Here is a 21,198-nt window from a genome sequence, read left to right as displayed (position 1 = left end):
GCCACCCCCTAAGACTGAAGAGAATCTGAGGAGAATCGTGGCCGAGACCACTGCCGAGCAGCCGCTCGAAGAGCTTGACATCGACAGCTACACCACCGAGTCCGAGGTTCCGGTGGAGGGCGAGTACACCTCCGAGTCCATGGCCTCGCGTTTCGGTGAGCCCCAGCCGGCTGCCGGCCTGGGCCGTCGCAAGAACGCCATCGCCCGCGTCCGGATCGTTCCGGGCACCGGCAAGTGGAAGATCAACGGTCGCACCCTCGAGGACTACTTCCCGAACAAGGTGCACCAGCAGGAAGTCAACGAGCCGTTCAAGGTGCTCGAGCTCGAGGGCCGTTACGACGTCATCGCCCGCATCGCCGGTGGCGGTGTCTCCGGCCAGGCCGGTGCGCTGCGTCTCGGTGTCGCCCGCGCCCTGAACGAGGCCGACGTCGACAACAACCGCGGCCCGCTGAAGAAGGCCGGCTTCCTCAAGCGCGACGACCGTGCGGTCGAGCGCAAGAAGGCCGGTCTCAAGAAGGCCCGCAAGGCCCCGCAGTACAGCAAGCGCTAAGCGCAAGCTGCCTCTGCTCGTACTCCGGTACTCCGAACGCCCCGGCGGCACGCCACAGTGCCGCCGGGGCGTTCGTCTTATCCCCGGGCTCGGGCGTATAACGGCACAAGACGTTCAAAGGCTTGTGTGATCCGATGCCCAGGCATGGAATGCCCGGAAGCGGGAGCCCCGGCGAGATGCGCTACAGCGAGCGCCGGCTCCGCGACCGGAACTGATGTTTCCTCAGGAGGACAAGTGGGACGACTCTTCGGCACGGACGGCGTGCGCGGTGTCGCCAATGCGGATCTGACGGCCGAGATGGCCCTCGGTCTGTCCGTGGCGGCGGCGCACGTACTCGCCGAGGCGGGCACCTTCGAGGGCCACCGGGCGACCGCGGTGGTCGGACGGGACCCGCGCGCGTCCGGGGAGTTCCTGGAAGCCGCCGTGGTCGCGGGCCTCGCGAGCGCCGGCGTGGACGTCCTGCGTGTCGGTGTGCTGCCGACGCCGGCCGTCGCGCACCTCACGGGCTCGCTCGGCGCCGACCTCGGTGTCATGCTCTCCGCCAGCCACAACGCCATGCCGGACAACGGCATCAAGTTCTTCGCCCGCGGCGGCCACAAGCTCGCCGACGAGCTGGAGGACCGGATCGAGGCGGTGTACGAGGCGCACCGGCACGGCGAGCCGTGGGAGCGGCCGACGGGTTCCGGGGTCGGGCGGGTGCGCTCGTACGAGGCCGGGTTCGACGAGTACGTCACTCACCTCCTGAGCGTGCTGCCCAACCGGCTGGAAGGGCTGAAGGTCGTCCTCGACGAGGCGCACGGCGCCGCCGCGGGTGTCTCCCCGGAGGCGTTCACGCGGGCCGGGGCCGAGATCGTCACCATCGGGGCCGAGCCGGACGGGCTCAACATCAACGACGGCTGCGGGTCCACGCACATGGACAAGCTGAAGGCCGCGGTCGTGGAGCACGGAGCCGACTTCGGCGTCGCGCACGACGGTGACGCCGACCGCTGCCTCGCCGTGGACCACACCGGTGAGGAAGTGGACGGCGACCAGATCCTCGCCGTGCTCGCGCTCGCGATGCGGGAGCGGGCCGAGCTGCGCTCCGAGACGGTCGTGGCGACCGTGATGTCCAACCTCGGGTTCAAGCTCGCCATGGAGCGCGAGGGCATCGCGCTGGTGCAGACCGCGGTCGGTGACCGGTATGTGCTGGAGGAGATGAAGCAGCGCGGGTTCGCGCTGGGCGGCGAGCAGTCCGGGCACGTCATCATCCTCGACCACGCCACCACCGGCGACGGCACGCTGACCGGGCTTCTGCTGGCGGCGCGGGTCGCGCAGACCGGTCGTACGCTCAAGGACCTCGCGTCCGTCATGGAGCGGCTGCCGCAGGTGCTGATCAATGTGCCGGACGTGGACAGGTCGCGGGTGAGGACCTCGGCGGAGCTCGCGTCGGCGGTCACCGAGGCCGAGCGGGAACTCGGGTCCACCGGGCGGGTGTTGCTGCGGCCGTCGGGTACCGAGCCGCTGGTGCGGGTGATGGTCGAGGCCGCCGACATCGATCAGGCGCGGTCCGTTGCGGGTCGGCTGGCGGATGTCGTGAAGTCCGCGCTGGGGTAGTCGGCCGTGCCGAGTCGGGGCGGGGGGTTTCTGTGCGTCGCGGGCCGCGGGTTCGTCGTGGCTTGTCGCGCAGTTCCCCGCGCCCCTGACGGCGTTGCCCTACGCGGCGCTTCGGCGATGGCGCTGCTTTGACCAAAGCCACTTCTGGGTCAGCAGGGTGAGGGTGCCTGCCAGGATGATGCCCAGGAGGTTCAGGAGCAGTTGCTCCGTCGAGAGCCACGTCTGCTTGGCGTCGCCGTAGATCAGGGCCACGGACGCGTTGGCGGCGGCCGGGACCGTCGTCACCGAGATGGCGACGCCGACCAGGGCGCCGGACTTGGCGGACGTCAGGGAGAGAGTGCCGGCGGCGCCGGCCAGGACCGCCACGACGAACGAGAACCAGTCGGGGGCGTAGATGAAGCCGGTGTTGGGGCGATCGGCCTCCAGTCTGGCCTCGGTGAACAGGCCGACGGCGTCCATGAAGGAGCTGAAGCCCACCGTCACCGCCATCGCCACCGCGAAGCCCACCAGCAGGGCGATCAGTGAACGCAGCGCCAGGCGTGGCGCCCGCTGCACCACGGCCGTGCAGATGCCCGCCAGCGGGCCGAACTCGGGGCCGACCGCCATCGCGCCCACGATCAGGATCGCGTTGTCGAGCACGACACCGCAGGCCGCGATCATCGTGGCCAGCGTGATGAAGGCGAGGTAGGTGACCGAGAGAGTCGACTCCTCGTGCGTCGCGTCCGACAGGTGCTCCCACAGCACCGCGTCCGCGCCTTCGCCCGGTGCCTCCGCCTCGGCCTTGTCCGCGCGCTTGGACAGCGACAGATCGATGTTCTCGACGGCGATGGACCCCTGCTTGTCGAGGTCCAACTCCTGCAGCCTGCTGAGGAGTTCGTCGCCTGCCTCACGTGCCACGTCGCAGGTGACGACGTCCCCGGAGGGGTTGCGGGCGGCGCCCGGCAGGACGACGAGGTGGGTGGTGCCGACCGTGTTCTCGATCAGACGGACCACGTCGTCCGTCTTGTCGGACGGTGTGATCAGGCGCAGGTGCAACATGGCGGCAGACTAGCCGTCACAGCTTGCGCAGACTCAGCCGCTGCACCTTGTGGTCGGGGCCCTTGCGGACGACGAGGGTGGCGCGGCCGCGGGTGGGGGCGATGTTCTCCACCAGGTTGGGCTTGTTGATGGTCCGCCACATCGTGCCGGCGTAGTCGAGCGCCTCGGCCTCGGACACCTGGGTGTACTTGCGGAAGTACGAGGACGGGTTCTGGAAGGCCGTCTCCCGCAGCCGCTTGAAGCGGTTGAGGTACCAGGTCTCGATGTCCTCGGTGCGGGCGTCGACGTACACGCTGAAGTCGAAGTAGTCGGCGAGGCCGACCCGGGTGCGGCCGTCCTTGCCCGGCAGGGCGGGCTGGAGGACGTTCAGGCCCTCGACGATCAGGATGTCCGGGCGGCGGACGGTGAGCCGCTGGTCCGGGACGATGTCGTAGATCAGGTGGGAGTAGACGGGTGCCGTGACCTCGTCCTTGCCCGCCTTGATGTCGGCGACGAAGCGGGTGAGGGCGCGGCGGTCGTAGGACTCGGGGAATCCTTTCCGCGACATCAGTCCGCGCGCCTGGAGCTCCTTGGTGGGGAGCAGGAAGCCGTCGGTGGTGACCAGCTCGACGCGCGGGTGCTCGGGCCAGCGGGAGAGCAGGGCCTGCAGGAGCCGGGCGACGGTGGACTTGCCGACGGCGACCGAGCCGGCGACCCCTATGACGAACGGGGTGCCCGACTGGGAGCCCTGTTCGCCGAGAAAGGTGTTCAGGGCGCCGCGCAGGCCGTCGGTGGCGCCGACGTAGAGGTTGAGCAGCCGGGACAGCGGCAGGTAGATGTCCCGCACCTCGTCGAGGTCGATGACATCGCCCAGACCGCGCAGCTTCTCGACCTCCTCCGCGGTGAGCGGCAACGGTGTCTTGTCCCGCAGCGCGCTCCACTCCGCACGGGTGAGGTCGACGTAGGGAGTCGCCTCCGGCCGCTGCCGGTGGGCGCTCCGGGGCATCGAGGAGACCGGAGAGATCACAGTCCATTGTTACGGGAGTACGAACGGACGGCGGGGTGGGATCCGTCACGCGGTGGCTTCTGGGGGAAATCCCGACAAGGCGCGGAATGTCAGTGGCGTGCGTCACAGTTGTGGAAGAGGTGGGCCCGGGTCGGGGTCCACGAACCCCGAGGGGTGACCCATGACGACGTATGCGATAGAGGCGGAAGGCCTGGTCAAGCGGTTCAAGGAGACCGAGGCGCTGGCCGGGGTCGACCTGGGGGCCCGCAGGGGCTCGGTCCTCGGGCTGCTGGGCCCCAACGGCGCCGGGAAGACGACCGCGGTGCGGATCTTCGCGACCCTCCTGCAGCCCGACGGGGGCAGGGCCCGGGTGGCCGGGCACGACGTGGTGCGCGAGGCCGGGGTCGTACGGGCGATGGTGGGGCTGACCGGGCAGTACGCGGCTGTCGACGAGAACCTGACCGGCACGGAGAATCTGCTGCTCATCGGGCGTCTGCTGGGGATGCCACGGCGGGAGGCGCGGGCCCGGGCCGCCGAGCTGCTGGAACGGTTCCAGCTGTCGGACGCGGCCGGACGGGCCACGAAGACGTACTCCGGGGGCATGCGCAGGCGTCTGGACCTCGCGGCCAGCCTGGTGGGCCGGCCCAGCATCCTCTTCCTCGACGAGCCGACCACCGGCCTCGACCCGCACAGCCGCGGTGAGCTGTGGGACCTGCTGCGGGGGCTGGTCGCCGACGGTGCGACGGCCCTGCTGACCACGCAGTATCTGAACGAGGCCGATGTGCTCGCCGACGACATCGTGGTGATCGACAAGGGCCGGGTGATCGCCGAGGGCACGCCGGACCAGCTGAAGTCGCAGGTCGGCGGGCAGGTGCTGGAGCTGCGGCCGGTGCTGGCGGAGGATCTCGCGCGGGTGCACGCGCTGGTGACGGAGGCGGCGGGACCGCAGTGTCAGATCGAGGGCGAGACGATCACCGCGCCGGTGATGGATCCCCAGCTGATGCCGGCCGTCGTGCGGACGCTGGACCGCGAGGGGATAGCGGTGGGCGAGCTGGCGCTGCGGCGCTCCTCGCTGGACGAGGTGTTCCTGGCCCTCACCGGGCACCGTGCCGAGCCCGGCGGGCCCGAGGGGGACGGGGACGGGGCCGACGGCGGGGCGGCCGTCCGGGAAGGGGAGGGCGAGCGGGAGAAGGCGGTGAGCCGGTCATGACCGCCGCCGCCACGACCGTCACCGCGCCGATCACCAGGTCGGGCCGGGTGCGCCCGCTGGACGCGCTGCGGCAGACCTTCACGATGGCCTGGCGCAGTCTGGTCGCCGTCAAGCACAACCCGCTGGAACTGGTCGACTACAGCATCACGCCGATCATGTTCGTGTTCCTCTTCACCTATGTGCTGGGCGGGCAGATGGCCGGGTCGCCGGAGGCGTATCTGAAGTACGCGCTGCCGGGGATCATCGTCCAGAACACGCTGTTCATGACGATGTACACCGCGATGGCCCTGAACACCGACCTCACCAAGGGCGTCTTCGACCGCCTGCGCAGCCTGCCGATCGCCCGTTCCGCCCCGCTCGTGGGCCGCATCACCGCGGACCTCGCCAAGCATGTCTGGGCCCTGCTGCTGATGATCGGTCTCGGCCTGCTGCTCGGCTTCCGGATCACCGGGGGAGTGGACGGGTTCCTGCTCGGGACGCTGCTGGTGACCGTGTTCGCGGCGGCCGTGTCCTGGAGCGCGGTGCTGATCGGGATGCTCGCCGGCGACGCGGAGAAGGTGCAGGCGTTCGCCTTCACGATCATCTTCCCGATCACCTTCACCAGCAGCGCGTTCGTGATGGTGGACACCATGCCGGGGTGGCTCCAGGCGTGGAGCGACGTGAATCCGGTGACGCATCTGTCGGACGCGTTCCGCGGCCTGCTGCTGGGTGGGCCGGTGGCCGAGCCGGTGCTGTGGTCGCTGGTGTGGGCCGCGGGGATCGCGGTGGTGTTCTATCCGTTGGCCATGCGGGCGTATCGGGCGAAGACCTGACGGTCCGTCGACCGGCCGGTGGGTGCCGGTCCGGGCGTTCGTACCACCGTAGGAATTTCCGAAATCGGGCACGCTGCGGCCGTTTTTGAACGGAGTTCGGTCGTAGGCTGCCGCGCATGTGCGGAATCGTGGGATACGTGGGGTCGCAGTCGGCGCTGGAGATCGTGGTGACCGGGCTCAAGCGGCTGGAGTACCGGGGGTACGACTCGGCGGGGGTCGCCGTGCTGGCGGACGGCGGGCTGGCCGGGGCCAAGAAGGCCGGGAAGCTCGCGAATCTGGAGAAGGAGCTGGTCGAGCGGCCGTTGCCGACCGGGACCACGGCGATCGGGCACACGCGCTGGGCCACGCACGGCGGTCCGACCGACGGCAACGCCCACCCGCATCTCGACAACGCCGGGCGCGTCGCGGTCGTGCACAACGGCATCATCGAGAACTTCGCCCTGCTGCGGGCCGAGTTGGCGGAGCGCGGCCATGAGCTGACGTCCGACACGGACACCGAGGTCGTCGCGCATCTGCTCGCCGAGGAGTTCTCCGCCGGTGCCGATCTCGCCGAGGCCATGCGGCTGGTGTGCCGGCGGCTGCAGGGGGCGTTCACGCTCGTCGCGGTGCACGCCGACGACCCCGACGTGGTGGTCGGGGCGCGGCGGAACTCGCCGCTCGTGGTGGGTGTCGGGGAGGGCGAGGCCTTCCTCGCCTCGGACGTCGCCGCGTTCATCGACCACACGCGGTCGGCGATCGAGCTCGGCCAGGACCAGGTCGTGGAGCTGCGGCGGGACGGGGTGACCGTCACCGGGTTCGACGGACGGCCGGCGGACGTGCGGTCGTACCACGTCGACTGGGACGCCTCCGCGGCCGAGAAGGGCGGCTACGACTACTTCATGCTCAAGGAGATCGCCGAGCAGCCCAAGGCGGTCGCCGACACCCTGCTCGGCCGCATCGACGGGGCCGGCTCGCTGACCCTGGACGAGGTCCGCATCAGCGCTTTCGAGCTGCGGGAGCTGGACAAGGTCGTCATCATCGCCTGCGGTACGGCCTTCCACGCCGGCATGATCGCCAAGTACGCCATCGAGCACTGGACGCGGATCCCGTGCGAGGTGGAGCTGGCCAGCGAGTTCCGCTACCGGGATCCGATCCTCGACCAGCAGACCCTCGTCATCGCCATCTCCCAGTCCGGCGAGACCATGGACACGCTCATGGCGCTGCGGCACGCCCGTGAGCAGGGCGCCAAGGTACTGGCGATCTGCAACACCAACGGATCGACCATCCCGCGCGAGTCCGACGCGGTGCTGTACACCCACGCCGGTCCCGAGGTCGCGGTCGCCTCGACGAAGGCGTTCCTGACGCAGCTGGTGGCCTGCTATCTGGTCGCCCTGTACCTCGGGCAGGTCCGGGGCACCAAGTGGGGCGACGAGATCCAGGCCGTGATCCGGGACCTGGCGCAGATCGGCGGGCAGGTCGAACGGGTCCTGGAGACCATGGAGCCCGTACGGGAGCTGGCGCGGTCGCTCGCCCACAAGAACACGGTGCTCTTCCTCGGGCGGCACGTGGGCTACCCCGTCGCCCTGGAGGGCGCTCTGAAGCTGAAGGAACTCGCCTACATGCATGCCGAGGGCTTCGCGGCGGGGGAGTTGAAGCACGGGCCGATCGCCCTGATCGAAGACGATCTGCCGGTCGTGGTCGTGGTGCCGTCGCCCCGGGGACGGTCCGTTCTGCACGACAAGATCGTGTCCAACATGCAGGAGATCCGGGCCCGCGGGGCACGGACGATCGTGATCGCGGAGGAGGGTGACGAGGAGGTCGTGCCGTACGCGGATCACCTCATCCGGATCCCGGCCACCCCGACCCTGCTGCAGCCCATGGTGGCCACGGTGCCGCTCCAGGTCTTCGCGTGCGAGCTGGCCACGGCCCGGGGGAACGAGGTGGATCAGCCGCGGAACCTGGCGAAGTCGGTGACGGTGGAGTGAGCCGACTTCAGATCGTCGAGGAAGATGGCGAAGGCTCCGGCCGGGAAGGTGAGGGTGGCCCTGGCCGGGGCTTTTGAGTCGCGGATGGATATGTGGGTGGGGGAGCCGGCGATCTCGACGCAGTTGTTGCCGTCGCCTCCGCCCGAGTAGGACGACTTGCGCCAGGTGTCAGGGGTGATCACGGTGTGCCTCACAGTTCCTTGGCCAGGTCGTGAATGAAGTCGCGCGACCTCACGGGGTCGAGCGATACCGCTTCTACCCTACGGAAGACTGTTCGAAAGACGGCGAGCTGGGCTTCGGAGTCGATGAAACCCGTCCCGTGGGGTGCGTCCCGGACGGCGGTGTCCAGCTTGGGGACCGTGCCACCCGCCAGCATCATCGTGCTCCACGTCCCGCCGAAGCCGTCGAGGTCGAAGGGGATGACCCGCACGGTGACGTGGTCCGCTTCGGACAGTTCCAGGACGCGGCTGAGTTGGGCTCGCGAGGTGGCGCGGTCGGCGACCCGGATGCGCAGGGCGGCCTCATGGACGAGTGCCTTGTACGGGGTGGGGGTGGGGCCTTCGAGGACCGCCCTGCGCTGCATTCGGTGCCGAACGCGTAGCTCCAGGTCCTCGGCGGAGAGTTCGGGAACCCTGGAGGAGAAAGCGGCGTGTGCGTAGTCCTCGGTCTGCAACAGGCCCGGGATGAACAGGAAGTCCACGTCGTCCCGGTAGGTGGCGTGGTGCTCCAACTCGGCGATGTCCAGGAACGGAGTGGGCAGCAGGCCTCGGTACTCCTCCCACCAGCCCCGTGTCCGATCCGCTGCCAGCGCTACCAGAGCGTCGATCAACTCCGTGTCGGTGCAGGCGTAGTTGGAGGCGAGGCGGCGTAGGCGCTTCTCGCTCACACCGGTCAGGGCCGACTCGATCTGATTGATCTGCGTGGAACTCACCCCGAGCAGGGTCGCTGCCTCGCGGCCTGTGAGGCCCGCCGTGTCACGAAGCCTGCGCAGCTCGACACCCAGGCGTACCTGGCGTGCTGTCGGTTCGCGCCTCAACCCCGCCATGTGCTGCTCCTCGGTTCAACGCGCTTGTGAGCGCGACTCTTTCGAGGGTCACGTTACGCGATCGGCTTGCTGAACCTTGAAATGAAGGTCTACCGTCGGTGACGTGCCGTAAGCACTGCGGAAGCGCACCGCTCCGTCCTGCCGTGACGGCTGCGGCACTGCCACCGCGCGACTCCCCACCGACCCGAACGGAGTTCACCCATGCCTGAAACGGAACCCTGGGAGTACACGCTCCACATCCCGAACGACGTCCGTGGCGTCACCGTCAGCCGCCGCACCCTCCGGCTGATCCTCACCCTGCACGGCCTCGTGGGGCTCGTGGACACCGCCGAACTCCTCGCCACCGAGCTGGTCGCCAACGCCGTACGGCATACCAAGGGTCCCGCCGCGCTCCGGGTGCGATGGTCGGCCGGCGTCCTGCGGATCGGCGCCTGGGACGCGGACCCCGAACCGCCCCGGCCCCCGCAAGAGTTGGCGGCGCTCGGGGAGGCGGAGGAGGGGCGCGGGCTGGCGCTGGTCCGGGCGTGCGCCGACCTGTGGGGCTGGCAGCCGCTGACCAGGCACGGGAACCGGGGCAAGTACGTGTGGTGCGAGCTGGCCCCGTCGGTGGCTCGACCGCTCGCTCTCTGACGGTCCCCGGTACCTGCGCCTTCCTGGTGCCGGCTGCTCATGAGTCCGGCTTCTCCTCCCGTACGTCCGCTCTCCACGCCGGCGCCTGAGGCATGAACCTGTGCTCCGTAGCGTGCGCCGCCATGCGGGCGTTGCGTGCCGCGGCCTCCGGGCCGTCCGGGAGGTGGAAGTCGGTGCCTGCCCGGGCGGAGCGGGACTGCATGGCGGTGGCGGCCGTGAGACGGCGGCGGACGTAGTGGTCGAGGGCGACGGGTACGTCGGCCGGGGCCGCGTCCGTCAGTGTGTCGCCCAGGACCGCCGCGTCCAGGATCGCCTGGGCCGCGCCCTGCGCCTGGAACGGGACCATCGCGTGGGCGCTGTCGCCGAGAAGGGTCACGCGTGAGACGTTCCAGCGGATGAGGGGCGTACGGGTGTAGATGCCGTAGCGGAACACCTGGCCCGCGCGTTCGAGGACCGTGCGGACGCGGGGGTCCCAGTGCATGAATTCGCGCAGCGGTTCGCCGGGGTCCGCCTTCGCCGTCCAGGACTCCTGGGTCGGGGCCTCGGTGGTGAACACGGCCACCACGTTGAGCACTTCGCCGCTCCGTACCCAGTAGTGGACGAAGTGGCGGTCCGGCCCGAGCCAGGCGGCGAGCGGCGGGAGACTCAGGTCGGCCACCTCGGCGGCGGGCAGCAGGGCCCGGTACGCGGCCGTTCCCGAGAACACCGCCTCGTCCTGGCCGAAGAGCCACTGGCGGGCCGCGGACCGGATCCCGTCGGCCGCGACCACGAGGTCCGCCGTCAGGCGTTCACCCGCCGCCGTCGTCACCCGGGCGGCCTCGTCGTCCTGGTCGATGGCGACGACGGTCGTGTCCAACCGGACGGACTCCGGTGGCACGGCCGCGGCCAGCGCGCCGTGCAGATCCGCCCGGTGCACCACCAGATACGGTGCCCCGAACTCCTCCTCCACCTCGCGGCCCAGCGCGTAACGGCAGATCTCCGAACCGTCCGACCAGGTGTGGAAGCTGACGTGCGGCGGGTGGGCGGCCCGACCGGCGACCGCGTCCAGCACGCCGAGGCGGCGTAACTCCCGCGTGGCGTTGGGCGCGAGCTGGATTCCGGCGCCGATCTCCGAGAAGCGCCGTGCCTGTTCCAGCAACGTCACGTCGAGGCCGGCGCGTCGCAGACTCAGCGCCGCCGCCAGTCCCCCGATGCCCGCGCCCACGACGATCGCCCGCATCCCACGACCTCACTCCGCCGGATCTGCCCGCCCGTCCGCGTCCTGGTACTGACGGTCAACCTCGCGTAGGGGCGAGTGCGGGTCAAGGGGAGGGCGGTGGCGGAGCGTACCCGTCCGCGGGTGGGTGAGGGCTGGTCGCGCAGTTCCCCGCGCCCCTGGGGAGTCGCAGGTACGCCGGGTTCGATGCTCGGCCGTGTGGGAGCGCGCCCCCGAGGGGGTGCAGCCTGGCCCGGTCGACCAGCCGTCTCGGCCTTCCGAACCTCTCATCCCCCGGTACATCCGGCCGGCCTCCGCAATCCCCTCCGCCTCAGAACCACTCCTCACCCCCGCACATCCCGCCAGGCCTCCGGAATTCCCTCCGCCACGTCATGCGCCCCCAGCGGTGCGCCGTCCGCCGCGAATCTCGCCGAGAGGCCGTGGAGGTAGGACGCCACGCTCGCGGCGTCCACCGCCGGGAGGCCCGCCGCGAGGAGCGAGCCGCCCAGGCCCGACAGCACATCCCCGCTGCCGGCCGTGGCCAGCCAGCCCGTGCCCGTCGGATTCACCCGCACCGCGCCGGTGCCGCCCGCCCGGGCCACCAGCGTCGTCGAGCCCTTCAGCAGGACGGTCGCCGCATACCGCTGCGCCAACTCCCGTACCGAAGCCAGCCGGGCCCCCTCGACCTCCTCGCGGGAGACGCCGAGCAGCGCCGCCGCCTCCCCGGCGTGCGGGGTCAGCAGGGTCGGCGCCTCCCGGTCCCGGACCGCCCCGGCGTCCGCCAGCCGCAGCCCGTCCGCGTCCAGCAGCACCGGTACGTCGGTCGCCAGCACCTCCGCCACCGTCGCCGCGTCGTCCCCGGCGCCCGGGCCGACGACCCATGCCTGTACGCGCCCCGCCTTCTTCGGCCCCCGGTCCGACACCAGCGTCTCGGGGAACCGGGCGATCACCGCGTCCGCGGCCGGACCGACGTACCGCACGGCACCGGCCCCGCCCCGCAGCGCGCCCGCCACCGCCAGCACGGCCGCGCCCGGGTACCTCGACGAGCCCGCCGCGATGCCCACGACCCCGCGCCGGTACTTGTCCGTCTCCGCGTCCGGCAGCGGCAGCAGCCTTGCCACGTCCGCGTGTTGCAGCGCCTCCAGCTCCACCGCGTCGGCCGGCAGCGCCAGTCCGATGTCCACCAGCCGTACGACACCGGCGTACTCCCGCGCCGGATCGATCAGCAGGCCCGGCTTGTGCGTGCCGAAGGTGACGGTGAGGTCGGCCCGGATCGCCGTGCCGTGCACCTCGCCCGTGTCGGCGTCCACCCCGCTCGGCAGGTCCACGGCGATCACCGCGGCGCGGGACCGGGCCGCCGCGTCGGCCAGCGGTGCCGCGTCCGGTCGCAGTCCGCCCTTGCCGCCGATGCCGACGATGCCGTCCACGACCAGGTCCGCGCGCTCGATCAACTCCTCGGCGGCGTCGAGGCCGACGGGCCGGCCGCCCGCCCGCCGCAGCGCCGCGAGGCCGCCGGCGTGCGCGCGATCCGGCGCCGGCAGCACCGCCGTGACGCCCGCTCCGCGCCGGGCCAGCCGGGCACCGGCGTACAGGGCGTCGCCGCCGTTGTCGCCGCTGCCGACCAGCAGCACGACCCGGCTGCCGTACACCCGGCCCAGCAGATCCGCGCAGGCCGCGGCGAGTCCGGCCGCCGCCCGCTGCATCAGTGCCCCGTCCGGGAGCCGTGCCATCAGCTCCCGCTCGGCCGCCCTTACCGTCTCCACGCTGTACGCAGTCCGCATGCGATCGAGTCTCCCGCACCGGGCGCGGCACGTCGTATCCATCGACGCCATCCGCGCGTTCGCGGACGGGCCCGCGTGTTCGCGGAGGGGCGTGCGCGTTCGCGGAAGGGCCGGTGCCCGCGTGTTCGCGAAAGCGGCCCGGCCTTCGCGGGGGACCCCCGCGTTCGCGGAAGCCCCGCCCACGCGGAGGACCCCCCGCTCAGCCCTCCGCCACCACCACCGCCGACGCCACTCCCGCGTCATGGCTCAGCGACACGTGCCAGGAGCGGACGCCGAGTTCGGCCGCCCGGGCCGCCACCGTGCCCGTCACGCGCAGGCGTGGCTGCCCGCTGGCCTCGACGCAGACCTCGGCGTCGGTCCAGAGCAGACCCGCCGGGGCGCCCAGCGCCTTCGCCAGGGCCTCCTTCGCGGCGAAGCGGGCGGCGAGCGAGGCGATGCCCCGGCGAGCACCGCCGGGCAGCAGCAACTCGCTCTCCAGGAAGAGCCGTTCGGCCAGTCCGGGTGTGCGCTCCAGTGCCGCCTCGAACCTGTCGATCTCGGCCACGTCGATGCCGACCCCGATGATGCTCATGCCGAGCACCCTATGGGGCCTTGGGAGATGGTCCTCAAAAGAGTGACCCCGCCGCGCGGCGCCTCCACGCGGGCGGGCCCTCACGCTTCCCTGTGCGCATGATCAGCAGACGTATCGCACGCCGGAGTGTCGCCGTGCTCCTCGCCGGGGCGGTCATGATGCCCGTCGGCGGCGCCTCGGCGGACCCGGGGGACCCCTCGGACCCGGTGCCCCCGACGTCCGGACCGCAGGCCACCGATCTCGTGCCCGGCATTCCCCTGACCCTGCTTCCGCTCTCGGAGATGGACACACCCGACCAGGCGCTGCCGCCGAAGGTGTACAAGCCCAGCCGTGCGGAGGAGGCCGTCGAGCCCCGGGACGCCCCGGAGGAGGCGTACGACCGCGTGGAGTACGTCGATCCCATGGACTCCTTCGGGGACGTGACCTGCAGCGAGGAGACGGGCCTGCGGCAGCGGGAGGTCGAGCGGTGGCTGAAGCGGCCGGTCGACGGCGAGCAGTCGAAGGGTGACTGCAAGGCCATCCGCGCCTTCCAGAAGAAGTACGGCATCAAGCCCGCCATCGGGTACGCCGGTCCGGTGACCTGGGCCACCATGCAGCTAGTCGGCGCTCTCAAGAACCCCAACGCGGCCAAGAAGTGTCCGGTGCGGGCGTACCGGGTCGCCTGTGTCGACCTCGACCGGCAGATCACCTGGATCCAGCACGGCAAGGGCGGCGTCGTGTTCGGGCCCGTGCCCATCCGCAGCGGACGGACGGGATACGGGACGCGCAACGGATGGCACGCGGTGTACTGGCGGCACAAGAACCATGTGTCGACGCTCTACAAGAGCCCCATGCCCTACTCCCAGTTCTTCAGCGGGGGCCAGGCGTTCCACGGCGTCTACGGCAGCATCTACACCCCGATCGGCTCGCGGGGCTGCGTCAATCTGACCCTGAAGGACGCACGCAAGCTGTGGGGGGTGCTGAAGAAGGGCGACCGGGTGTACGTGTGGGGGCACCGGCAGGAGGAGTAGCCCATGGCTCCCGGCGCGGCGGCGTTGTCGGACCCCTCTGAGACACTGGGGGCGCGATGACAGAGACAACAGCCCTGCGGACCGCGCCCCTGCGCGCCCGCGCCGAGATCGACCTGGCCGCCCTGCGAGCCAATGTGCGCACCCTGCGCGCCCTCGCACCGGGCGCCGCCCTGATGGCCGTCGTGAAATCGGACGCGTACGGCCACGGGGCGCTCCGGTGCGCCCGCGAGGCGATCGAGGCGGGCGCCACCTGGCTGGGTACGGCGACCCCCGAGGAGGCCCTCGTGCTGCGGGCCGCCGGGCTGCGCGGCATGCGGATGATGTGCTGGCTGTGGACGCCGGGCGGGCCCTGGCGGGAGGCCATCGAGGCCGATCTCGACGTCTCCGTCAGCGCGATGTGGGCCCTTCGGGAGGTCACCGAGGCCGCCCGGCAGGCCGGCGCCCCCGCGCGGGTGCACCTCAAGGCCGACACCGGGCTCGGGCGCGGCGGCTGCCAGCCGGGCGACGACTGGGCCGAGCTGGTCCGTGAGGCCCTGCGCGCCGAGGCCGAGGGGCTCCTGAGCGTCACCGGGCTCTGGTCGCACTTCGCCTGCGCCGACGAACCCGGGCATCCCTCCATCGCCGCCCAGCTCTCCCGCTTCCGGGAGATGGTGGCGTACGCCGAGGCGCGGGGCGCGCGCCCCGAGGTGCGGCACATCGCGAACTCGCCCGCCACGCTCACCCTCCCGGACAGCCACTTCGACCTGGTGCGCACCGGCATCGCGACCTACGGCATCTCGCCCAGCCCGGAGCTGGGCAGCCCCGCCGACCTCGGGCTGCGGCCCGTGATGACGCTGTCGGCGTCCCTGGCGCTGGTCAAGCACGTGCCGGGCGGCCACGGCGTCAGTTACGGCCATCACTACGTCACCCCCGGCGAGACCACCCTGGGCCTGGTCCCCCTGGGCTACGGCGACGGCATCCCGCGGCACGCCTCCGGCGCCGGCCCGGTGCTGGTCGGCGGCAAGTGGCGGACGGTCGCGGGCCGGATCGCGATGGACCAGTTCGTCGTCGACCTGGGCGGGGACGAGCCCGAGCCGGGTGCGCCTGCGGTGCTGTTCGGGCCCGGTGACGGCGGTGAGCCCACCGCCGAGGACTGGGCGCAGGCGGCGGGGACCATCGCGTACGAGATCGTCACCCGGATCGGAACGCGCGTTCCACGCGTCTATAGGAATGCGTCCATGTGATGCGGCGTCGTGATACGGGCTATGTGATGCGTCCATCTGTGTGCGGCTAAGTGAATGAGGAACGAGACGGGTAACCCGTACCGGGACGCATGATCGAAACACCGGCACCATCCACCACCCACATCACAACGGCACCACCACACCCAGCGAAGAGGAGCGGTACGTGAGCGAGAGCAGTGCGGAGGCCGTCGCGGCCGTCGCCTCCGCCACGGGGGCGGCCGCGAACTGGCGCAGGGCCACCGGCATCGCCGGTGCGGCGATAGGCGTGATCGCGGCGGGCGCCGCGGCCGGCGTCGCCATAGAGCGGATGACAGTGGGCCGCGGCATGCGGCAGAAGGCCAGACTCGCCCTGGACTCGGCGGGACCGTACGGCTCGCTGCGCGGCACACCCGGCAAGGCGTACTCCGACGACGGCACCGAGCTGTACTACGAGGTCGACGACGTCGACCCCGACGCCGCTCCCGCCCTCAGCCCGCGCCGGCGACGGCTCTTCGGGCGCAAGGCACCCGCACCCGTCACCGTCGTCTTCAGCCACGGCTACTGCCTCAACCAGGACTCCTGGCACTTCCAGCGGGCCGCGCTGCGGGGCGTCGTGCGCACCGTGCACTGGGACCAGCGCAGCCACGGCCGCTCGGGGCGCGGTGTCGCCCAGGCGCAGGAGGGCGAGCACGTCGACATCGAGCAGCTCGGGCGCGACCTGAAGGCCGTCATCGACGCGGCCGCGCCGGAGGGCCCGCTCGTGCTGGTCGGGCACTCCATGGGCGGCATGACCATCATGGCGCTGGCCGACCAGTACCCGGACCTGATCCGCGACCGGGTCGTCGCCACCGCTCTCGTCGGTACGTCGTCCGGGAAGCTCGGCGAGGTCAACTTCGGGCTGCCCGTCGCAGGGGTGAACGCGGTGCGGCGGGTGCTGCCGGGCGTGCTCAAGGCACTGGGGCAGCGAGCCGAGCTCGTGGAGCGGGGCCGGCGGGCCACCGCCGACCTGTTCGCCGGGATCATCAAGCGGTACTCGTTCTCGTCCCGCGACGTCGACCCGGCCGTCGCCCGGTTCGCCGAGCGGATGATCGAGGGGACGCCGATCGACGTGGTCGCGGAGTTCTACCCGGCCTTCGCCGACCACGACAAGACCGAGGCGCTCGCCCTCTTCACGGACATGCCGGTGCTCGTCCTGGCCGGCGTGGGCGACCTCGTCACGCCCAGCGAGCACAGCGAGGCCATCGCCGACCACTTGCCGGAGGCCGAACTGGTGCTCGTGCCGGACGCCGGGCACCTGGTCATGCTGGAGCACCCGGAAGTGGTCACCGACCGCCTGGCCGACCTCCTCACCCGGGCGGGTGCCGTACCGGCAGGGGCTACCGTTAGTGGCTATGGAAGCACCAGCAGCACCGCACAACGCGGGTGATCTTCAGCTGACCGTCACCTCCCCCGACCAGATGCGGGAACTGGGCCGCCGCCTCGCCAAGCTGCTGCGCGCCGGCGACCTGGTGATGCTCAGCGGGGAGCTCGGCGCGGGCAAGACGACGCTGACCCGCGGGCTCGGCGAGGGGATGGGCGTCCGGGGCGCGGTCACGTCGCCGACGTTCGTGATCGCCCGTGTGCACCCGTCCCTCGGCGACGGACCGCCGCTCGTCCACGTCGACGCCTACCGGCTCTCCGGTGGCCTGGACGAGATGGAGGACCTCGACCTCGACGTCTCGCTGCCCGAGTCGGTGATCGTCGTGGAGTGGGGCGAGGGCAAGGTCGAGGAGCTGACCGAGGAGCGGCTGCAGATCGTGATCCACCGGGCCGTCGGCGACACGACCGACGAGGTGCGGCACGTGACCGTGAGCGGGCTCGGGGAGCGCTGGGCCGCGACGGACCTGAGCGTGCTGTCCGCCTGAGCCGGCCCACCGCACGGGAGCGGACCGGCGCGGACGGGTGCCGGTCGCTCGCCGGACCGGCCCGATGAACATTCCGACAAGACGTCGGCAAGATATTGCGTTCGTGGTCAGGTGCGTGGTCACATGGTACCCAGTCCGTAGTTAGGTGTACCTAACTACGTCCGCCCCCGGCCCCCAGGAGGCGTCCATGCCGGCATCGGAGAACAAGGTCCAGCCGCGGCCCGCCGCGGTCGCCGGGGTGTCCATGCGTGATCTGCTCGCGGCCGGCGCCGCGGCGAGACTGATCTCGACTCCGCCGCGCGAGCCCGACGCCGGGCAGCCGCGTGCCGTGCGGCCGCAGCGCGGGCACCGCGAAGCCGCTTAGCGGATCACCACGATCGCCCGGCCGATCGTCGCGAAGTCCCACATCGCGTCGCCGTCCGCCCGCGACTCGCGGATGCCGCCCGTCTGCAGGGCCGGGTCGGGAGGCGCCGTGGCGCTCCTGACGGTCGAGCTGAAGCCGATGGTGACGTCGTCCACGCTGGCGAAGCGGACCACGTGCTCGATGGAGGCACCGTCGGTGCCGGTCGCCACGTTGGAGCGGGAGGTGACCGCGTACTCACCCGGGGCGGGATCGACCGATCCGGGGGTCACGCGGAACGTGCGCTTGACCTTGCCGCGGCCGTCGACCAGCCACACCCGGTCGTCGTCCACCGAGTACACGACCCGCAGTCCCGTACCGGATCCCTCGGGCAGCGCGCCGGGGTCCTCGCGGTCGCGGGGCACCTTGGAGACGCTCACCCCGCTCTGGTCGCCGGTCCGCGGCCTCGCCAGCTCGGGCGGCACGGTGGCCGAGGCCCGGAACGCGAGGAAGCCGACGGTCGCCAGGGCAGCCGCGGTCAGCCCCGCCACGATTGAGGAGCTGCTGCCTGCCACCCTCGCCCACCTCAGCGTCGCGTCGTAGATCGAGATCCAGCCCGACCGTAGCAGCCGTCAAGCGCCCGACCCGCGAGTGAGCCGAAGGGGCGCGTCGGTGTTGCACATGGGCTGAGCAGGCGCGCGTCCCCGGCACCGGCCGAGCGCGCCCCGTGGACGAAGGGGACGTGCGACACTGCGGCGCTTCCCGGGGCGTGGGCGCCGTAGGCTGTTTGCGTGCTCTTGCTCGCTCTGGATACCGCCACCCCCGCCGTCACCGTCGCGCTGCACGACGGCACGGACGTCATCGCCTCGTCGAGCCAGGTGGACGCGCGCCGGCACGGCGAGCTGCTGCTGCCGGCCGTCGACCGCGTCCTCGCCGAGGCCGGCCGACGCCTCGACGCCGTCACCGGCATCGTCGTAGGCATCGGACCCGGCCCCTACACCGGGCTGCGCGTCGGTCTGATGACCGCCGACACCTTCGCGCTCGCCCTCGGTGTCCCCGTGCACGGCCTGTGCACGCTGGACGGACTCGCCTACGCGGCCGACATCGAGAAGGGCCCGTTCGTCGTGGCGACCGACGCCCGGCGCAAGGAGGTCTACTGGGCGCGGTACGCCGACTCCCGCACCCGGCTGACCGACCCGGCCGTCGACCGGCCCGCCGACATCGCCGACGAGGTCGCCGGGCTGCCGGCCGTCGGCGCGGGCGCGCTGCTGTACCCCGACACCTTCCCCCGCGCCCACGAGCCGGAGCACGTGTCGGCGGCGTCGCTCGCGGCACTGGCCGCCGAGAAGCTCGCGGCGGGCGAGGAACTCCCCGCGCCGCGACCGCTGTACCTGCGCCGGCCGGACGCCCAGGTCCCCAAGAACTACAAGGTGGTCACCCCCAAGTGACCGAACCCGTGACTCCTCCCGCCGCCGCCCCCGGTCCTCCACTGCGCGAGATGCGCTGGTGGGACATCGACCGCGTGCTGGAGCTGGAGAAGGACCTGTTCCCCGAGGACGCCTGGTCCCGGGGCATGTTCTGGTCCGAACTGGCCCACTCGCGCGGGCCCGAGGCGACCCGGCGCTATGTCGTCGCCGAGGGACCCGACCGCGTCGTGGGCTACGCCGGCCTCGCCTCCGCCGGGGACCTCGCCGACATCCAGACCATCGCCGTCGCCCGCGACCACTGGGGCACGGGCCTCGGCGGCCGTCTCCTCACCGAACTCCTGCGTGCCGCGAGCGACTTCGAGTGCGCCGAGGTGATGCTGGAGTGCCGTGTGGACAACGTCCGCGCGCAGAAGCTCTACGAGCGCTTCGGCTTCGAGGCCATCGGCTTCCGACGCGGCTACTACCAGCCGGGGAACGTGGACGCCCTGGTGATGCGACTGACCGCCCCCGAAAACTCCGTACAAGGAACCGAGATCAATGGCTGACTCGCGGGACGTTCCCCTCGTCCTCGGCATCGAGACCTCCTGTGACGAGACCGGCGTCGGCATCGTCCGCGGCACCACCCTGCTCGCCGACGCCGTCGCCTCCAGCGTCGACGAGCACGCCCGCTTCGGCGGCGTCGTGCCGGAGGTCGCCTCACGGGCGCACCTGGAGGCGATGGTCCCGACCATCGACCGCGCGCTGAAGGAGGCGGGGGTGAGCGCGCGGGACCTCGACGGGATCGCCGTCACCGCCGGTCCCGGCCTCGCCGGCGCCCTGCTGGTCGGCGTGTCGGCGGCGAAGGCGTACGCCTACGCGCTGGGCAAGCCGCTCTACGGCGTCAACCACCTCGCCTCGCACATCTGCGTGGACCAGCTGGAGCACGGCGCGCTGCCGGAGCCGACGATGGCGCTGCTGGTGTCGGGCGGCCACTCGTCCCTGCTCCTCTCGACGGACATCACCTCGGACGTCCGGCCGCTCGGCGCGACCATCGACGACGCGGCCGGCGAGGCCTTCGACAAGATCGCGCGGGTGCTGAACCTCGGCTTCCCCGGCGGCCCGGTCATCGACCGCTACGCCCGTGAGGGCGACCCGGCCGCCATCGCCTTCCCGCGCGGACTGACCGGCCCGCGCGACCCGGCGTACGACTTCTCCTTCTCCGGCCTCAAGACGGCGGTCGCCCGCTGGATCGAGGCCAAGCGGGCGGCGGGGGAGGAGGTGCCGGTGCGTGACGTGGCGGCGTCCTTCCAGGAGGCCGTCGTCGACGTGCTGACCCGCAAGGCTGTGCGGGCCTGCAAGGACGAGGGCGTCGACCACCTGATGATCGGCGGCGGCGTGGCCGCCAACACCCGGCTGCGGGCGATGGCGCAGGAGCGCTGCGAGGCCGCCGGTATCCGACTGCGGGTACCGCGGCCGAAGTTGTGCACCGACAACGGCGCGATGGTGGCGGCGCTCGGCGCGGAGATGGTGGCGCGCAACCGGGCCGCGTCGAGCTGGGACCTGTCGGCGGACTCCTCGCTGCCGGTGACGGATCCTCATGTGCCGGGAAACTTCACGGACGAGGCCCACGGCCATGACCATGTGCACGAGGTCAGCAAGGAGAACCTGTACTCGTGACGGTCGCGCTGATGTGGGAGGCACGAGCGGTCCCCGGCCGCGCCAAGGACCTGCTCGCCTGGGCCCGCGACCAGGACCTGCCCGCACGCCCCCTGCGCCGGGAGACCTTCCGCGCCGCGGGGGACCGCGTCCTCGTCATCACCTGGTGGAACGCGCCCCTGGACACCGCTCTGCCCGAACTCCCCGAACCGGCGGGGGAGTTGGTGACTCGGGCGGTGCACCGGTGGCGGTTCGAGTCGGTGGGGGTCGAGTGGTCCGACGAGGCGAGTTCATAGCAAGGGTGTG

General features: G+C 71.6%; 23 protein-coding genes. 15 read left to right on the top strand and 8 right to left on the bottom strand.

The window, feature by feature from the left end; all coding sequences use genetic code 11:
* The first annotated feature begins 37 nt into the window (after positions 1-37).
* Positions 38-550, top strand: a complete 513-nt coding sequence (gene rpsI, locus ACGFW6_RS21585; protein ID WP_004927169.1) for a 30S ribosomal protein S9 — start codon at positions 38-40, stop codon at positions 548-550.
* Positions 551-784: 234 nt separating this feature from the next.
* Positions 785-2,143, top strand: a complete 1,359-nt coding sequence (glmM, locus tag ACGFW6_RS21580) for a phosphoglucosamine mutase (protein WP_393512111.1) — start codon at positions 785-787, stop codon at positions 2,141-2,143.
* 99 nt (positions 2,144-2,242) lie between these two features.
* Here glmM and ACGFW6_RS21575 read toward each other — a convergent pair whose 3' ends face one another.
* Both ACGFW6_RS21575 and coaA read right to left on the bottom strand, forming a co-directional pair.
* Entirely contained in the window at positions 2,243-3,181 is a 939-nt protein-coding gene (locus tag ACGFW6_RS21575; RefSeq protein WP_393512108.1) for a DUF389 domain-containing protein, read from the bottom strand.
* 16 nt (positions 3,182-3,197) lie between these two features.
* On the bottom strand, positions 3,198-4,166 hold the full coding sequence (coaA, locus tag ACGFW6_RS21570; RefSeq protein WP_393512780.1) for a type I pantothenate kinase: 969 nt from the start codon (positions 4,164-4,166) through the stop codon (positions 3,198-3,200).
* A gap of 181 nt (positions 4,167-4,347) precedes the next feature.
* Here coaA and ACGFW6_RS21565 point away from each other — a divergent pair, with 181 nt between their 5' ends.
* The 3 genes from ACGFW6_RS21565 to glmS all read left to right on the top strand — a co-directional run bounded on the left by ACGFW6_RS21565 (position 4,348) and on the right by glmS (position 8,152).
* Positions 4,348-5,376: an ATP-binding cassette domain-containing protein gene (locus tag ACGFW6_RS21565; protein WP_393512105.1), complete on the top strand. Its 1,029-nt coding sequence runs from the start codon at positions 4,348-4,350 to the stop codon at positions 5,374-5,376.
* Complete coding sequence (locus tag ACGFW6_RS21560; RefSeq protein ID WP_393512102.1) at positions 5,373-6,188, top strand: ABC transporter permease; 816 nt, start codon at positions 5,373-5,375, stop codon at positions 6,186-6,188. Before ACGFW6_RS21565 ends, ACGFW6_RS21560 begins: the two co-directional genes overlap by 4 nt.
* 116 nt (positions 6,189-6,304) lie before the next feature.
* Entirely contained in the window at positions 6,305-8,152 is a 1,848-nt protein-coding gene (gene glmS, locus ACGFW6_RS21555) for a glutamine--fructose-6-phosphate transaminase (isomerizing) (protein WP_393512099.1), read from the top strand.
* Here the strand turns inward: glmS and ACGFW6_RS21550 are convergent.
* Both ACGFW6_RS21550 and ACGFW6_RS21545 read right to left on the bottom strand, forming a co-directional pair.
* A complete protein-coding gene (locus tag ACGFW6_RS21550; protein WP_393512777.1) occupies positions 8,113-8,334 on the bottom strand; it encodes a DUF397 domain-containing protein in 222 nt (73 codons plus the stop codon). The two genes, glmS and ACGFW6_RS21550, sit on opposite strands and share 40 nt — an antisense overlap.
* Positions 8,335-8,342: 8 nt before the next feature.
* Entirely contained in the window at positions 8,343-9,197 is an 855-nt protein-coding gene (locus ACGFW6_RS21545) for a helix-turn-helix domain-containing protein (protein ID WP_393512096.1), read from the bottom strand.
* Between the two features lie 201 nt (positions 9,198-9,398).
* Here ACGFW6_RS21545 and ACGFW6_RS21540 point away from each other — a divergent pair, with 201 nt between their 5' ends.
* The gene (locus ACGFW6_RS21540; protein WP_393512093.1) at positions 9,399-9,827 is read left to right on the top strand and encodes an ATP-binding protein; all 429 of its coding nucleotides are present in this window, start codon (positions 9,399-9,401) and stop codon (positions 9,825-9,827) included.
* Positions 9,828-9,864: 37 nt separating this feature from the next.
* Here the strand turns inward: ACGFW6_RS21540 and ACGFW6_RS21535 are convergent, their stop codons facing one another.
* The 3 genes from ACGFW6_RS21535 to ACGFW6_RS21525 form a co-directional block, all read right to left on the bottom strand.
* Positions 9,865-11,046, bottom strand: coding sequence for an FAD-dependent monooxygenase (locus ACGFW6_RS21535; RefSeq protein WP_393512090.1), 1,182 nt, complete (start codon positions 11,044-11,046; stop codon positions 9,865-9,867).
* A gap of 320 nt (positions 11,047-11,366) precedes the next feature.
* Positions 11,367-12,803: an NAD(P)H-hydrate dehydratase gene (locus ACGFW6_RS21530; protein WP_393512087.1), complete on the bottom strand. Its 1,437-nt coding sequence runs from the start codon at positions 12,801-12,803 to the stop codon at positions 11,367-11,369.
* 199 nt (positions 12,804-13,002) lie between these two features.
* Positions 13,003-13,374, bottom strand: a complete 372-nt coding sequence (locus ACGFW6_RS21525; RefSeq protein WP_393512084.1) for a holo-ACP synthase — start codon at positions 13,372-13,374, stop codon at positions 13,003-13,005.
* A gap of 98 nt (positions 13,375-13,472) precedes the next feature.
* Between ACGFW6_RS21525 and ACGFW6_RS21520 the strand changes: the two genes are divergently transcribed.
* From ACGFW6_RS21520 to ACGFW6_RS21500, 5 genes are all read left to right on the top strand, one after another.
* Positions 13,473-14,384 carry a L,D-transpeptidase family protein gene (locus tag ACGFW6_RS21520; RefSeq protein WP_393512081.1) on the top strand — a complete coding sequence of 304 codons (912 nt, stop codon included), beginning with the start codon at positions 13,473-13,475 and terminating at the stop codon, positions 14,382-14,384.
* 56 nt (positions 14,385-14,440) lie between these two features.
* Positions 14,441-15,607 (top strand): alanine racemase, encoded by a 1,167-nt coding sequence (gene alr / locus ACGFW6_RS21515; RefSeq protein WP_393512078.1) that lies wholly within the window; start codon positions 14,441-14,443, stop codon positions 15,605-15,607.
* Positions 15,608-15,770: 163 nt separating this feature from the next.
* The gene (locus tag ACGFW6_RS21510) at positions 15,771-17,012 is read left to right on the top strand and encodes an alpha/beta fold hydrolase (protein ID WP_393512075.1); all 1,242 of its coding nucleotides are present in this window, start codon (positions 15,771-15,773) and stop codon (positions 17,010-17,012) included.
* Positions 16,978-17,490, top strand: coding sequence for a tRNA (adenosine(37)-N6)-threonylcarbamoyltransferase complex ATPase subunit type 1 TsaE (gene tsaE, locus ACGFW6_RS21505; RefSeq protein ID WP_393512072.1), 513 nt, complete (start codon positions 16,978-16,980; stop codon positions 17,488-17,490). The genes ACGFW6_RS21510 and tsaE overlap by 35 nt, the downstream gene beginning before the upstream one ends.
* Positions 17,491-17,677: 187 nt before the next feature.
* Positions 17,678-17,854 (top strand): hypothetical protein, encoded by a 177-nt coding sequence (locus tag ACGFW6_RS21500; RefSeq protein ID WP_393512069.1) that lies wholly within the window; start codon positions 17,678-17,680, stop codon positions 17,852-17,854.
* Here the strand turns inward: ACGFW6_RS21500 and ACGFW6_RS21495 are convergent.
* Complete coding sequence (locus ACGFW6_RS21495) at positions 17,851-18,405, bottom strand: hypothetical protein (RefSeq protein WP_393512066.1); 555 nt, start codon at positions 18,403-18,405, stop codon at positions 17,851-17,853. The genes ACGFW6_RS21500 and ACGFW6_RS21495 overlap by 4 nt on opposite strands.
* A 216-nt stretch (positions 18,406-18,621) precedes the next feature.
* Between ACGFW6_RS21495 and tsaB the strand changes: the two genes are divergently transcribed.
* From tsaB to ACGFW6_RS21475, 4 genes are read left to right on the top strand one after another with little or no spacing between them, the layout of a single operon-like run.
* Positions 18,622-19,278 (top strand): tRNA (adenosine(37)-N6)-threonylcarbamoyltransferase complex dimerization subunit type 1 TsaB, encoded by a 657-nt coding sequence (tsaB, locus tag ACGFW6_RS21490; protein ID WP_393512063.1) that lies wholly within the window; start codon positions 18,622-18,624, stop codon positions 19,276-19,278.
* A 50-nt stretch (positions 19,279-19,328) separates the two neighbouring features.
* Positions 19,329-19,802 carry a ribosomal protein S18-alanine N-acetyltransferase gene (gene rimI, locus ACGFW6_RS21485; protein ID WP_393512774.1) on the top strand — a complete coding sequence of 158 codons (474 nt, stop codon included), beginning with the start codon at positions 19,329-19,331 and terminating at the stop codon, positions 19,800-19,802.
* Entirely contained in the window at positions 19,795-20,913 is a 1,119-nt protein-coding gene (gene tsaD / locus ACGFW6_RS21480; protein ID WP_393512060.1) for a tRNA (adenosine(37)-N6)-threonylcarbamoyltransferase complex transferase subunit TsaD, read from the top strand. Before rimI ends, tsaD begins: the two co-directional genes overlap by 8 nt.
* Positions 20,910-21,188: a hypothetical protein gene (locus ACGFW6_RS21475; protein ID WP_393512058.1), complete on the top strand. Its 279-nt coding sequence runs from the start codon at positions 20,910-20,912 to the stop codon at positions 21,186-21,188. Before tsaD ends, ACGFW6_RS21475 begins: the two co-directional genes overlap by 4 nt.
* Positions 21,189-21,198: the final 10 nt, after the last annotated feature.

The organism is Streptomyces sp. Y7 (assembly GCF_043195415.1).
Classification (GTDB): Bacteria; Actinomycetota; Actinomycetes; order Streptomycetales; family Streptomycetaceae; genus Streptomyces.
The sequence above is the reverse complement of the archived record's forward strand: the minus strand, read 5'-3'. Positions and strand labels throughout refer to the sequence as shown.